The sequence below is a fragment of the Bacteroides sp. AF39-11AC genome (assembly GCF_003474285.1).
Classification (GTDB): domain Bacteria; phylum Bacteroidota; class Bacteroidia; order Bacteroidales; family Bacteroidaceae; genus Bacteroides.
This window is the reverse complement of the sequence record NZ_QROH01000002.1, coordinates 338,143-353,949: the sequence shown is the minus strand read 5'-3', so window position 1 is coordinate 353,949 and position 15,807 is coordinate 338,143. Positions and strand designations below refer to the sequence as shown.

Here is a 15,807-nt window from a genome sequence, read left to right as displayed (position 1 = left end):
AGATTATGAGAACATTTGTATTTACATGCCTGCTTCTTTTAGGCATGACGACATTTGCACAAGATGCGAATTTTCATATCTATCTGTGTTTGGGACAATCGAACATGGAAGGAAATGCAAAGGTAGAAGAACAGGACACCGTGGCAGTTGACAGCCGTTTTCAGGTACTAGCGGCTGTCGATTGTCCTAATTTGGGGAGGACCAAAGGGAATTGGTATAAGGCGGTTCCTCCTTTGGCACGTTGCTATACGGGCCTGACTCCAGGTGATTATTTTGGACGGGCTATGGTGGCTAACCTGCCATCCAATGTACGGGTAGGAATTATCAATGTTGCCGTAGGTGGTTGCAAAATAGAACTGTTTGATAAGGATAATTATCAGTCGTACGTAGAAACTTCTCCGGATTGGCTGAAGAATATGGTAAAAGAATACGGTGGCAATCCTTATGCACGTTTGGTTGAGATGGCAAAGCTTGCTCAAAAGGATGGAGTAATTAAAGGCATTCTGCTGCATCAGGGAGAGTCGAATACAAATGATAAAGACTGGCCTTCAAAAGTAAAGGGAGTGTATGATAATCTTTTGAAAGATTTGGAATTATCTGCTGCTAATGTGCCCTTACTGGCGGGTGAGGTGGTACATGCGGACCAGAATGGAATCTGTGCCAGTATGAATACAATCATCGACAGTTTGCCCCAGGTAATTTCTACTGCACATGTCATATCCTCCGCCGGTTGTCCGGTTGCATTCGATAATCTTCATTTTACAGCCGAAGGATACCGGATGTTGGGAGCACGTTATGCCGCTAAGATGCTTTCTATTTTGGGATATGGAGATTGGACATCTGCCCAGAATATGAAATTATGGTATGCTCGTCCGGCACAAGACTGGCTGGAAGCTCTGCCATTGGGCAATTCCCGTTTAGGAGCTATGGTATTTGGCGGAACTGCCCGTGAAGAACTGCAACTCAATGAAGAGACTTTCTGGGCTGGCGGACCTTACAATAATAATAATCCCAAAGGATTGCAGGTATTACCTGAAATACGCCGTCTTATTTTTGAAGGCAAAGCCCTGGAGGCACAGAAACTCATTGATAAGAATTATATGACGCCCCAGCATGGCATGCGCTACTTGATGATGGGGAGTCTTTTTTTGAATTTCCCCGGACATGAGAATCCTTCTGAATATTACAGGGACCTGAATCTGGAGAATGCTACCGCTACCACCCGTTATGAAGTGGACGGAGTGAAGTTTGTCCGTACCGCGTTTGCTTCTTTGAGTGATGATGTGATTATTGTCCGCATTCAGGCGGATAAGGCAAAGGCTTTGAATTTCGCCATATCATACAACAGTCCGCTGAAGTCAAATGTACAAGTAAAGGGTGGCAAACTGATTATCTCCTGTCAGGGAGCTGAACATGAAGGAATCCCTGCTGCTATGCGTGCCGAATGCCAGGTGCAGGTAAAAGCTGATGGTAAAGTGAGTAAGGCAGAAAGCGCACTTGCCGTGAATGGGGCTACCGAAGCTACTTTGTACATATCGGCAGCTACTAATTTTGTGAATTACCATGATGTTAGTGCTAATGAATCAAAGCGTGCGGCTGCTTATTTACAGAAAGCCATCCGTGTTCCTTACGAACAGGCTTTGAAGAGCCATATCGCTTCTTACCGTAAACAATATGACCGTGTGGCCCTGACTTTGGAAAGCACTAAAGTTTCTGCTTTGGAAACACCTGTCCGTGTACAGCGTTTTATAGAAGGGAATGATATGGCGATGGCGGCTTTGATGTTCCAATATGGTCGTTATTTGTTGATTTCTTCTTCTCAACCTGGTGGTCAGCCTGCTAATCTTCAGGGTATTTGGAATCATAGTCCTTATGCTCCCTGGGATAGTAAATATACGATTAATATCAATGCTGAAATGAACTACTGGCCTGCTGAAGTAACCAACCTGAGTGAAATGCATGAACCTTTCTTTGACATGGTGGCCGACCTGGCGGTTACAGGCAGTGAGACAGCTAAAGTTCTTTATGGCGCCAAAGGTTGGGTTGCACATCATAATACGGATATATGGCGTGCCTGCGGACCAGTGGATGCTGCAAGTTTCGGTATGTGGCCTAATGGAGGTGCTTGGGTGGCACAACATTTGTGGCAACACTATTTATTTACCGGTGATAAAGAGTTTCTAAAGAAGTATTATCCGATATTGAAAGGAACTGCTGATTTTTATTTAAGTCATTTAGTGGAACATCCGAAGTATAAGTGGATGGTTACAGTGCCTTCCATGTCTCCGGAACATGGCTACCGGGGTTCACAAACAACGATTACGGCAGGTTGTACAATGGATAATCAGATTGCTTTTGATGCCCTTTACAGTACACTTCTGGCAAGCCGTATTCTGGGTGGTGATAAACTGTATGAAGATTCTTTGCAGGCCATGTTGGACAAGTTGCCACCCATGCAGATTGGCAAACATAATCAATTGCAAGAGTGGTTGATTGATGCTGACAATCCGTTGGATGACCATCGGCATATTTCACACTTATATGGTTTGTATCCCAGTAATCAGATTTCTCCAATTACAAATCCGGAATTATTCCAGGCTGCACGGAATACTTTGATACAGCGTGGAGATATGGCTACCGGTTGGAGTATTGGGTGGAAAATTAATTTCTGGGCACGCATGCTGGATGGTAATCATGCTTATAAGATTATACAGAATATGCTTCATCTTTTACCTAATGATAAAGTTCAGAAAGAATATCCTGAGGGACGTGCTTATCCTAATTTATTTGATGCCCATCCACCTTTCCAGATCGATGGAAACTTCGGTTATACGGCGGGAGTTGCAGAGATGTTGTTGCAAAGCCATGACGGTGCAGTACACTTGTTACCCGCATTGCCCGAAGCATGGAAAAAAGGAAGTGTGAAAGGGCTTGTAGCCCGTGGCGGTTTTGTTGTGGATATGGATTGGGATGGCGTTCAACTGAAAAAAGCGAAAATACATTCTCGGTTGGGCGGGGTACTGCGCATCCGTTCTTATATTCCTTTAAAAGGAAAAGGGGTGAAAGTGGCAGATGGTGCTTGCCCGAATCCTCTCTATGCACCGGCAGTTATAAAAAAACCGGTCGTTTCGAAACTGATAAATCCTCAAATACCGGTTCTTTATCGTACATACGAATATGACATTGTTACTCAGCCGGGAGAAGACTATTTGCTCGAGCGTAGCATGTAATGATATTAGTCTATGCGGATAAAGAGTTGAATTATACTGATATTATAATAGAGAAAGCCGGCTGATTTTAGCCGGCTTTCTTTTTGTTTTGTCTAGTTCTGTTGGTCAACTTCATTGTCAGAAGAAGACTTTTGTTGTTCTTCCATATAGGTGGTGGGTGGTACCCCGTATAATTCTTTAAAAGCGGTAGAAAAATATGCAATATTAGTAAAACCTGTAAGAGTAGCAACTTCAGTAATGTTATGATATTGGTTTGCCAATAGTGATGCAGCCTGTTTCAAGCGAACATTGCGTATTAAGTCGCGGGTTGACTGGTTAGTCAGCTCTTTTAGCTTACGGTGCAAATGTACACGACTGATACCTACTTCAGTTGCTATCATTTCAACATTCAGGTCAGGATTACCGAGATTGTCATTAATCACTTTCATCACTTTATCAAGCAACCTGTCGTCAGGTGATTGGACTTTTAGTTTCTTCAATTTCTGTTCCTGCATCTGGCTGCCACTGAAACTGTTACGTAGTATTTCCCTACTCTTAATAAGATTGACTGCCGTTTTTCTCAATATTTCAATACTGAATGGTTTCACTATATACGCATCTGCTCCCATGTTTAAACCTTCCAGATTATCTTCTTCTCTGGATTTAGCTGTCAAGAGGATAATCGGTATATGGTTAATGGTTACATTCTGCTTTATTTTTTTGCAAAGTGTCAATCCATCCATTTCAGGCATCATAATATCACTGATAATCAGATCCGGTTCCTTTTTTAGGATAAGGGTGAGAGCTTCTTTTCCATTTGCACACTCATGCATGTGGAAATCGCTGGCTAATTCACGACAGATATATTTGCGTATTTCTTCATTATCTTCTACTATCAGAACATGACACTTGGTTTTAGAACGTATTTTTTCATCTTCTTCGTCAGTTGGCGAGGGGGTAGGCAGAACAGTCGTGATATGTACAGGAGCATTATTCCCAACTGGATTATCATCAATTTCTTCTATACCCAGATGCTCTTTGCCCAAAGGTAGCCGTATGATAAACCGGGACCCTGGCTTGTTCCCATTGTTTTCAGCCTTTATGGTACCGTGGTGTAATTCTACTAACGAACGGCTTAGATGTAATCCTATACCGGTACCTACATTCGAATTATTATGGCTATTATGGATTTGATAGAAACGCTCAAAAATCCGTCCCATTTCTTCCGGGTTAATGCCAATGCCACTGTCTTCCACTATTATTTCAAAATAGTGTTTTAGAGATTGAGAAGCATTCATATCCTCACCTACACGCAAGTATATATTGATTTCTCCGTTTTCTGGCGTAAACTTGAATGCATTGGAAATTATATTCAGGATAATTTTATCGAAATTTTTTGGATCAATCCATGCTTTTAACTTTTCAGTTTCCGGTTGGAAGCTCAACGTGATATGCCTGGCATTTGCTTGATATTCGAAGGTATAGTACAAGTCACGGATAAATCCTACGATATCAACTTCCTGGAATTTCAGAGACATTTGCCCCTTATCTATTTTGCGAATATCCATCAACTGATTGACCAAGCGAAGTATACGTTCCGCATTTCGATAAATGGTATGATAGTTTTTCTGCCGCTCGTTATCTTTATCAGTAGCGATTAACTTCTGTAATGGGCTTATGATGAGAGACATTGGAGTGCGTATTTCGTGAGAAATATTAATGAAGAATTGTAGTTTGGCTTCATTGATCTGTTCTGCATGTATATGTTCCAATATCTCCTGACGAGCACGGTAACGATGACGTATCTGAATGACTATACCATAGATAATAACTATCAACAGTACTCCATATATAAATTTAGCCCATCCGGAGGCATACCATGCAGGATGGATTGTGATACTGAATTCTTTGATGTCTGAATAAGAATCGTTATCTTTTGCTTTTACCTGGAATGTATAGGTGCCTGGATTCAAATTGCTGAATGAAACCCGATTAATTCCCTGTTGTAAGCTAATCCAATTGGAATTATTAATGCTATATGCATAAGTAATTCGTTCCGGACTAAAGAACTCCATAGCTGAAAATTCAATGCTAAAAGAATTATCTTTGTATGATAGTTGAAAATGATCGGCATCCATAACTGCAGTGGTAACGATATCCCTATTCCCTGACTTCATACCCTTTTTAACCTTTTTATCATGAATATAGAAGTCTGTAATCCGAATTTCCGGTTTCTTATCAGGAGTGGTTATTTCTGTGGGATTAAAATAAGTGATACCATTCGTACCTCCAAAGATAAGTTCACCTTGTTTGTCGGCAAAAGCGGCTCCTTTACTAAACTCGTTGCTTTGTAATCCATCACTTGCATAAAAATTGATGAAACTTTGATTTTGAGGATTGAATCGGCTGATTCCATAATTCGTACTGATCCAAAGATAGCCATTCGCATCTTCTTTGATTGCACAGATATAATTACTGGGTAAACCTTCTTTTGTTGTATATTCTTGTACCTCAACGGTTTGTGGGTTTAGTCGTTTTAATCCTTTCGATGTTCCTATCCAGATATTACCATCCTTACCTTCATGTAAGGCATAGATTACATCGCCATATAATATTCTTCTGTTTTTCATGGGAGAAACGAAATCCATTGTTTTTATATCCAGACAGCCCAAACCATCGTAAGTACCTATGTACAGTTTGTTTTCGGCGGTATGTAACAGGCAATTTATCCATGAGTTATGTAGCATATTTACTCTGGTCCAATCGGTATTACTGGAAGTTGTGGTTGGACAACGGACTATTTTCTTAGTATTTATATTCATCTGATATAATCCTCCTCCCATAGTTCCTATCCATAAAGTTTTATTGTTATCTTCTGCAAAACAATATACATTTTCCATTAGATTAGATGTCTCGTCCACTAACTTCAGATACTCGCAACGACCGGTTTTTGTATCTAATTTGGCCATGCCATTCAGATAAGAACCTATCCACATATTGTGGTTGGAATCTTCAAAAATACTCATAATGGTTGCAGGAACGGAATGAGCATTGTCAGTAGGTGCAAAGTGCACTTTAGGTGTCTTGTCTGGGGTCACTGCATAAATTCCGTCATTGTCAGTCCCCACCCAAAGAGTTCCCGTATGGTCTTTGTATGCAGACATGACGCAGTTGGAACCAATCACATTGTGTCTGGAAGATTTGTAACCTAGATACTTGAACTCATTGGTAATGGCAGGTATGATCATGACTCCTTTCTGAAAGAAACCTAACCATATATTCCCTATTCTGTCTTTCAAAATAGAATGTATCTTTGATTTTGCAAGGTCAAATGTTGTGATATTGAAATTGGCTTCTTTAATCTTTTGTTCTTGGATATCATAGACTTTCATTCCCGAACCATCTGTACCAATAAGAATTTGATTCTCCTTCTCAGGGTATAGGATTTTGATAGGTAAGTTGGGATTAGGAGTGTATGTAATTGGTACAAATGTATCGGTTTTATCATTATATCTGAATAATCCTTTCTTTAAGCTACCCATATAAAGATTTCCTTGTTTATCTTCGCACATGCTGGAAACTGTATTCAAAGCTATGCTTGTTTCACCGGAATAGTGCTTGAATTGGTTGTTGCTATCGAGACGAAATATTCCATTATCGCCTGTTGCTATCCATAGATTTCCTTTTCTATCCCGATATGAATATGTAATCAAGTTGCTGGCAATAAATTGATCTATTTGTTGTGCTTTTATACTATCTCCTTGTATTTCCAGTAAAAATATACTGTGACCGGAAGTTCCTATTAATATTTCTCCGTTATTTTGTTCAAGTATAACTCCTACATTAGGAGCTATCGAGGCTCCACTGGAGAGGTACATTGGAATCGTTGTAAAACTATCTTTTGCGCGGTCGTATATTTGCAATCCGTTTAGAGAACCTATAAAGAGGCGACCTTGACTGTCTTCGAACAGTGTACGTACATAGTCACTTAATAAGGAATTTGGATTATCTTTTTCATTTCTATAAACTGTAAATTTTGCTCCATCGTATCGATTCAGACCATCTTCTGTCGCAATCCAGATGATTCCGTCATGATCCTGATAGATTTTATTGAGCATGCTGCTTGATAATTCTCTATCGACTGTGAACATTTTTCCTTCTTGACTATGGCATGGAAGGTATAAACACATGCATAATAAATAGAGTATAGATATAGTTTTCATATGTATTAAATTTGACTCTACAAATATACTTAATATCCTCTATATATTCTTTTAAAAGGTGAACTAATTAGACCTTATTGAGTGGTGAATAAACAGTTGACTCATGGTATACCTTGTCAACAAGAAGTTAAGAGTCTGTTAACAAGAAATTAAGTCCTTGTTGGCAGGAATTTAACTTCTTGTAAGTGGTTGATAATCAATGATAATGTGGTGGAGCTGTCCAAGCCAATATACAAACTATTTAGTGTGTTGCTTTATACCAATTTGTCTCTGTCTTATCTGCTGCTAAAGAATTTACGCTCGGATCAGATGCGGTAATGCCAGAGAAGGTTTTAATTGGTGTGGTAGCTCCCGTATTCATGGAATAATAATTTTCAGTATGCGTTTTATAAGGTACGGCTCGTTCTAACTGTTCTTTAAACTCTTTTAATAATGATGGGTCATCACACAGATGTGCTACGTAGTCACCATAATCGTAGAAGATTACCGGATAGTAACCGTCTAAAGGTTGTAACTGGTTCCGTTTTGAAATGTCAAATGTATACCGGTTATTTATTTCTTTCATGATAGCGGCCAGATGATCCAATTCTGTACAATTAGTTATGCCTAATGTTCCACAAGGCATTTCTTCATAGGTGGAATAAAATGAATAGAAGCCGTCACAGATGGCTTGATAATTTGGTTCGCCCATCAAATCTTTTCCAATGATAGAATAGGGCATACCATAAGCCATGATTTCACAGGTGGAACTAATAAGGTAGTCTGTAACGTTTCTCAGGTCATAGGCTACTTCTATGGTTGACATATAGCAATCATCGAATAGGATATATTCCATTTTTATTCCGGCATTTGCTATACCTTCTGCAAGGGTAGTGATATCTGTCTGATATTGACTTGTCGTACCGCCGAAGTAACGGGTTTGTGGAACGCCTTCGTTTTCCCAGTGCATTCTTATTGAAGTCCTTGCCCGTCCTTTTGTACTATGAACAGGAAGCCATCCCATGCCGTGACATCCGATAGTCATTGCGTAAGTGGGTGCAGGGGCGAAACTTTTTACATCATTGAGAATGGAAGTAATTCCTTCGGCGGTGGTGAAAGGCGGGTTGTTATATTCTTTTAGAGTAACCTGTTCACATTTACCTTTCTTGCAGGTTATTTCAAATAGAGTTGCTTTTTCCGAAGTAGTAGACATAAATACGATTACCCGTTCACCATTCAGTCCGTGCTGGCTGATTGCCTTTTCCATATCCGAGATATTCGTGTAGAAATTACTGGTCAGATTGGTGGACCAAGGCAGGTACATGAATAAAGTTTTTTGATTTTCAACAGGCTCAATATCTTCTTTTTCACAGGATAGTACAAAGAAAGAGAGAGTAATCAGACAGAGTGATAACCGTATCCATTTTATAGATAATAATGCTACTTTATTCATATTTCATATCCTTTATAATATTCTATAATGCACAAAAATACAAAAAGAACAGTTCAAATGATACATTGAACTGTTCTTTTTAGTATTTTCTATTTGAAACAGGGCTATTGCTTATCTTCTTTCATTCAGCATTTTCGGTGTCGGACATTCATGGTTGTCGATAGGAAGCTTCACTTGTTTCAAATCATCCAATTCATGTATCGGCCTTTCCACTTCGTAAGGAGGGCGCATACCCGAAAATTCCTGGAAGTATAGCAGACAGGCGTCTTTCCACCATACGGCATCACGTGCCTGTATCTTCAGGCGTGACTGTACATCCTTGAAACGTTCCGCATCGATGTAATTCTCAGTCAGATCCCATATTCTCTGAAAGCTTCTTACCTGCTGTACGCCATGATCGTAGCGATAGCAGAGCTCGTCCCATAAAATACTTCCGCTTTGCATGGTGTGTTGCCAAGGGGCATGATGGAACCACAAGAGATACTCATCCGGACAAGTACGGATGTCATCGTAAAGGCGGCAGAGTGAATCGGGATATTGGGCTGTAGCGTTGCTACCCGTATGACTGCGGTCGAAACCTATCCCCTGTTTGTCTGCTTTATGATAGTAAGACGGCATCCAGTCGGGGCGTGCACCGGGCACGTCGCACCAAGGTTCCGGGCCGTAATGGTGTCCCCATGCAAAGAGGTGATGCAGCCCGAGTGGCATCATATAGTCTACTACAGCCTCGCGGCTTTCCATCATCATGTTATGTATTTCATAGGCAATGGGTGCATGTTTGGGATTACTTGCATCGAAGAAAGTCTGTTTCAGCCATTCTTCTGCGATTGTTCTCGATGTCAGGGAAGGATTCCAGGCCATGCGCCCGAAAGCGTACCAGTTGGCTTGGGCGAAAGGATGACCGCACCAGTTTGTATCTGTACCTATATTGGCGACGCCTGCTATGGCTTTCAGTGAAGACGGCTTCACAAAGTCGAAGAACTCTTCCCACATCGGGGCAAGATAGGCAAGGTGATTGGAGAAGCCCAGATATTCTTGTGTAATCTGGAATTCGACCATCTGCGGAGTCCGGGGCATAGCGCCGAATAAAGGACTATACGGTTCGCGAGGCTGGAAGTCGACCGGACCGTTCTTTATCTGTACGATGACATTGTCGCGGAATTGTCCATCCAAAGGCTGGAATTCCAGATAGGCTTGCTTGGCGCGGTCTGCATCCGTTGGGCTGTAGACGAAAGCGCGCCACATGACGATACCTTTATAGGGCTTCAATGCATCTGCCAGCATATTGGCACCTTCGGCATGTGTACGATTGAAGTCGCACGGGCCGGGCTGTCCTTCGGAATTGGCTTTCACCAGGAAGCCACCGAAGTCGGGGATGGTGCGATAGATCTCTTTGGCTTTCTGCTTCCACCAGGCGATGACATCTTTGTCCAAAGGATCGGCTGTGGAAAGCCCGCCCAGTTGCATGGGGGAGGCAAAGTTGATAGAGAGATATACCTTGATGCCATAAGGACGGAATATGTTTGCCAGAGTCTTTACCTTTTCCAGATATTCGGCGGAAAGGATTTTAGAAGAAGCATTTACATTGTTCAGTACCGTTGCATTGATTCCGATGGAGGCATTGGCACGGGCGTATGCTTCGTATCTGTCGGAGAGTGTGCCGGGCAGTTCTTCCCAGTTCCAGAGAGATTTGCCGGCATAACCGCGCTCGATGCTGCGGTCGAGGTTGTCCCAATGATTGAGGATACGCAGGTCATAGGCAGGATTCTCCGTTATTTCCTGGTCTGTTTCCGAAGGCTTTCCAAAGTTCTGCATTTCTTGCAGACGGATCAGGTGATAGGCAGCATAAAGCAAACCCGTTTCGCTGGGAGAAGTGACGGTGAGTTTTCCATTTACCTGTCGTATACGGAAGCCTTCAGAAGATAGTTGTTTGTCTTTCTTCAGTACAAGCGTAACGGGGAGCCCTTTCCATGCCTGCTTCAGTTCACGGACGGCTATGTTTAGTGTAGGAGACTGGCGAGGCGCTGTGATCTGTGCGTGGGCATCTGTCGATTGCCGGAGCCACAAGCGGCTGCCGTCTTCCGCGGATACGGGTCCGAGTAAACAAGATAATAATAAGAATAAAGAGAGCAGTTTTTTCATAAACAAAAAGTATTGGTTGGTTTATTCATCGGCGGGGTAGCGTACTCCCCATTCGCGGCGTAAGTCATCCATCATGCGCATGATGCGCAGGGTTTCGGCGTGAGGCATATAGGGAGATTCGAGCCACCCGTTCCTCAGAGCTTCCATGGATGCATATACCTGGTATTCGTATCCGGTGATTTGTGGCGGACAGTTGTAGACAACTGCCGTCTTATAATCTTCTGTTACCACCTTGATTCGTTGCGGATTGTTGATATTTTCAATGATCAGGTGGCCTTTGTCACCGGAAATGATGCCTTGGCGGTCGGTCATACTCAGTATACTGCTGTGCAGCACAGCGATTTTCCCATCCTTGAATGTGAGAGTTATGCTATTCTGTGCATCGACTCCGGTATCGGTCTTTACGCAGGTAGAGGTGACACGCTCTACGTCCGTCCCGAAAACCATGGAAGCAAAGTTCAGTGCATACACTCCCAGATCGAGCAAAGCCCCGCCTGCCAGTGCCGGTTGGCGGAGGCGCTCACGGTTGCCGATTGGGTAACCCAGATTGGCAGACAGCGTCACGGGGCGTCCGATGATTCCACCGTTTACAAGGTCATTGATGGTTTGCGATAGAGGCATGTAGCGTGTCCAGATAGCTTCGGTGATGAAGAGCTCCTTTTCTTTGGCAAGATTCAGCAGTTCTTCCGCCTGGCGGGCATTGGCGGTGAATGCCTTTTCGCATAAAACCGCTTTGCCTTTCAGCAGACTCATACGTGCATGTTCGAAATGGTGAGAATGGGGAGTGGCAATATATGCCAACTCCACCTCTTCATCATCCAGCATTTCTTCATAAGAACCGTAGGCACGGGTGAAACCCCACCGGTCGGCAAAGTTACGGGCAGTCTGCAACTGGCGGGAAGCGACTGCATAAGCTTCTACTCCCTTCATTCCTTTGAGGGTGATTGCCATCTTTTCGGCAATCCACCCGGTACCTATAATACCTATTTTGACAGTATTCATACTCTATCGGGCAACGGTTAATCCACTCCTTCAATGGTGACGATCTTTCCGTCGGCGTCATATTCCAGTTCGCATACTTTCAGGCTGCGCAACCAGGTACGTCCGCCGGAAGGCACACTGTCGTGATGGAACAGATACCATTTGCCCCGGTATTCCACGATGGAGTGGTGGGTAGTCCAGCCTACTACCGGAGTCAGGATTACTCCTTGATATGTGAAAGGACCATAAGGATTGTCGCCGATGGCGTAGCACAGGCGGTGGGTATCACCGGTAGAGTAGGAGAAGTAATATTTTCCGTTATACTTGTGCATCCAGCTTGCTTCGAAGAAACGACGTTCGTTGTCTCCGGCTGTCAGTGGTTGCTCGTTTTCGTCCAGGATTACTACGGCTTTAGGTTCTTCGGCAAATTGCAACATGTCCGCGCTGAGTTTGGCAACGCGTCCGGGGATGGACGGCTCGTTGTCTGCGGGGAAGGTAGCTCCACTTTCCAGGGCTTTGTTATCGCGATAGCGTTGCAACTGTCCGCCCCACAGACCACCGAAGTACATGTAGTAGTTACCGTCTCCATCATTCAGAACGGCAGGGTCTATGCTGTAACTTCCGCGCATCGGATCGGGTTGGGGAATGTACGGACCTTCGGGACGGTCGCTGATGGCAACACCGATACGGAAGATATCGTTCTGGTCTTTCAGGGGGAAATACATATAATATTTGCCGTCTTTCTCTGCTACGTCGCAATCCCAGAGCTGGCGTCCTGCCCAGGGAATATCTTCGGTGGTGAGCACCAGGCCATGGTCTACGATTTCACCTTTCACGGGGTCATCGGTAGAGAAGACGTGGTAGTCTTTCATATTGAAATGGTCACCGTTGTCATTTTCGGCGATGCCGCTTTCCCAGTCGTGGGAAGGGTAGATGTAGAGGCGGTCGTTGAACACGTGCACGGCAGGGTCTGCCATATAATCTCCGGGTACTAAGTATCTTTTTTCTTTCTTCATGATTTTATGATTTTAATGTGGTTAATTCTGATAGTTTCCTGTGGCATAAATGCCGACCATGGTTCCGGTAAAACCTCCGGCTGTCTGCGTGCTTATCAGGTCGGCGGATACGGGTTCGCCTACTTGCGTCCAGTTACCTTTAGGACTGGTGGAGTAGCTGAAGGTATAGTTTACTGCATTATCTCCTTCTACTTTCAGATATACTTTTCCATCTGTCCGGGTTAGCGGGCTGTTTGCCTGGCTGCACAGTCTGCCATGGCTGTATGTTTCCAGAAGCATGACGGGTTTGCCGTCTTGGTCCAATGTCTTTCCGAAGCGAATATAGCAATTATCATCATGGAAACAGATGATGCCTGCGAAATCCTTCGGCTGTTGTGGCACGAAGTCCAAGCCAGTCTGAGCTGTGAATGTCCAATTGTTAATCCAGCGACCGATGGCGGCAGGTTGACGCTTTTGGTTAAGATCAGTGCTGCTGGCGGTCATTTCCAACTGCCCTTTGCTGTTTATATTATAGCAGGGCACCAGTGGAGTGCGGATGAAAAATGCTTCTTTAGCCAGTCCGTTTGCTGTCCATAGTGGGGCAGGACCGTGGGAGCGGTCGGCGGTATAAGTGATGACGTCACCCTCAGGAAGAATAATGGGTTGATTCTCTTTCCAGGTCACCGGGAGCATGAAAGTCTCGCGTCCCATCACGTCGTGACCGTTGCGGTAGGGGCGGACGCCGAGGAAGACGGCGTACCAGTCGCCATCGGGAGTTTCCACCAGATCGGCATGACCGACGCAGGTAACCGGATTGGAGCGGTCGCCCGGCAAGCCGCGTTGCGTCAATATCGGATTGATGGCACAAGGCTTGAAAGGGCCGAACGGAGATGCAGAGGTGAAGATCACTTCCGAGTGGTTGGGGCCTGTTCCACCTTCGGCAGCCATCAGGTAGTATGTGCCGTTGATGTGGTAGAGGTGTGGACCTTCTATCCAACTGGGATGCTGGGCTTTGTCTACGCCTCCGTCAATAATCATCTTCTGTTTTCCTACGGTACAACCGTTCTTCCAGTCGAATTCGCGTATCCAGATAGCGCGGTGACCGTCATATTCGGGTTTTCCTGCCGGACCGTCATTGTTCACAATGTATGCTTTTCCGTCTTCGTCGAAGAGAAATCCGGGGTCGATGCCGCCCACTTCGGGCAGGAAAATGGGATCACTCCAATTTCCTTTCTTCGGATCATCCGTGGTGACGAAGAAGTTGCCGCCACCGTCTACGGCTGTGGTGATCAGATAGAACAGTCCGTTGTGAGGATTGTATTTGATGTCTGGAGCATAGATACCACCGCTGATGCGCAGGCCGTCGTACATAGGCAACTGTGAGGGGCGGTTGAGGACGTAGCCCAGTTGTTCCCAGTTCGTCAGATCTGTGCTGTGCCAGATGGGTACGCCGGGGTAGAAGGCGAAAGAGGAGTTGACCATATAATAGTCGTTTCCTACGCGGCAGATGCTCGGGTCGGGATAACAACCCGGTAACACGGGATTCAATGTGCCCGGTGTGGTAACCTGATCAGTTGCTTTATCGGCATCCTTGGGAGCTACCGTATACGTGAACTCATCGAACACAGCCTTTTTCGGTTCCAGAATTTCTTTCAGAAAGGGCTTGGGCTGATAGTTGCGGTCGAAGAGTAGGGGATATTCCCGTCTTCCCGGTACGGGCCAGTCATTCTTCCAGGAGTCGCCGTCCGATACCCCCCAGGCAGTTACGCGTGTAATGACGTCCGAGTGCTTTATGAAAAGTTCCATGAACGATTTCATGCGGGCATTCCACAGATTGGAAACACTATCCGGCAGAACTTCGGGATAAGGATTTAAGGCTTTTTCAAAGGCTACTTTGTCGGCAATATTTGCTCCGCGGTTTACGGTTGGCAAAGCACTCATGTCCCATTCCGTTATCATCACTTTAGCACCTGTGGAGGCAAAAGCGAGAAGGCTGGTTTCATATTCACCTATGCTTGGGTAATCCAATCCCATGTGTCCCTGCATACCTATGGCATCTATGCGCAATCCTTTTTCTTTGAGTGAATTGACCATGTGCACCACTGCGTCGCGGCGTCCCGGTTCGTGCATGCCGTAGTCGTTATAGTAGAGTTCTGCTTCCGGGTCTGCCTCATGTGCATATTGGAAAGCCAGCGGGATATATTCTTCTCCCAGTATCTCGTAGAACTTACTTTTGCGGTAGCTTCCGTCTCCTTCGATGGCTTCGTTTACTACGTCCCAGCCTTTAATGCGACCTTTGTATCGGCCCACGATGGTATGGATATGGCTTTTCAACCGTTTTTTCAGGACTTCGGGTGAAACATTCTTTCCTTCGGCATCTACGCAGAACCAAGGTGAGAGTTGGGAATGCCACACCAGGCAATGTCCGATGATGAACATTCCGTTATCCTCTCCGAACTTAACGAATTCGTCTGCCAGGCTAAAGTCATATCTGTCTTCTTCCGGGTGTATCACTTCACTCTTCATGCAGTTTTCGGCCACAATGGAGTTGAAGTGGCGGCGAACTACATCGACTGCGCTGGTGTCGCGACCCGCAGCCTGTTCGGAATTAATGGCGACACCGACAAGGAATTTATCACCGAGAATGTTTGTTAGAGTCGGGTCTGCCGCAACAGGTTTGTCACTATTACAAGACATTAATGCGGCAGCACAAACTGATAATGCTAAATACTTTAATTTCATGCTGTAATTGGTATGATTTGGTTGCTGAAGGGATTTACTCTTAATGTACGGGTTATGAGTTAAATGATAAATAATCTTTTAGA

The 15,807-nt window shown here is 44.4% G+C and carries 7 protein-coding genes; 1 reads left to right on the top strand and 6 read right to left on the bottom strand.

Translation table 11 applies throughout. From position 1 onward, the window contains the following. Nucleotides 1–5: 5 nt before the first annotated feature. Nucleotides 6–3,230, top strand: coding sequence for a glycoside hydrolase N-terminal domain-containing protein (locus DW036_RS04135; protein WP_187374548.1), 3,225 nt, complete (start codon nucleotides 6–8; stop codon nucleotides 3,228–3,230). Between the two features lie 92 nt (nucleotides 3,231–3,322). On the opposite strand, the gene DW036_RS04130 is transcribed toward DW036_RS04135, so the two are convergent. The 6 genes from DW036_RS04130 to DW036_RS04105 all read right to left on the bottom strand — a co-directional run bounded on the left by DW036_RS04130 (nucleotide 3,323) and on the right by DW036_RS04105 (nucleotide 15,724). Beyond that, nucleotides 3,323–7,432, bottom strand: a complete 4,110-nt coding sequence (locus DW036_RS04130) for a two-component regulator propeller domain-containing protein (protein ID WP_118461521.1) — start codon at nucleotides 7,430–7,432, stop codon at nucleotides 3,323–3,325. Between the two features lie 241 nt (nucleotides 7,433–7,673). Next, nucleotides 7,674–8,864 (bottom strand): clostripain-related cysteine peptidase, encoded by a 1,191-nt coding sequence (locus DW036_RS04125; protein ID WP_187374547.1) that lies wholly within the window; start codon nucleotides 8,862–8,864, stop codon nucleotides 7,674–7,676. A 111-nt stretch (nucleotides 8,865–8,975) separates the two neighbouring features. Continuing rightward, a complete protein-coding gene (locus DW036_RS04120; RefSeq protein ID WP_118461517.1) occupies nucleotides 8,976–11,006 on the bottom strand; it encodes an alpha-glucuronidase in 2,031 nt (676 codons plus the stop codon). Between the two features lie 21 nt (nucleotides 11,007–11,027). After that, nucleotides 11,028–12,008: a Gfo/Idh/MocA family protein gene (locus DW036_RS04115; RefSeq protein ID WP_118461515.1), complete on the bottom strand. Its 981-nt coding sequence runs from the start codon at nucleotides 12,006–12,008 to the stop codon at nucleotides 11,028–11,030. Between the two features lie 17 nt (nucleotides 12,009–12,025). Beyond that, nucleotides 12,026–13,003: a glycoside hydrolase family 43 protein gene (locus DW036_RS04110; protein ID WP_118461513.1), complete on the bottom strand. Its 978-nt coding sequence runs from the start codon at nucleotides 13,001–13,003 to the stop codon at nucleotides 12,026–12,028. A 21-nt stretch (nucleotides 13,004–13,024) separates the two neighbouring features. After that, nucleotides 13,025–15,724 carry an endo-1,4-beta-xylanase gene (locus tag DW036_RS04105; protein ID WP_118461511.1) on the bottom strand — a complete coding sequence of 900 codons (2,700 nt, stop codon included), beginning with the start codon at nucleotides 15,722–15,724 and terminating at the stop codon, nucleotides 13,025–13,027. Between the last annotated feature and the right edge of the window lie 83 nt (nucleotides 15,725–15,807).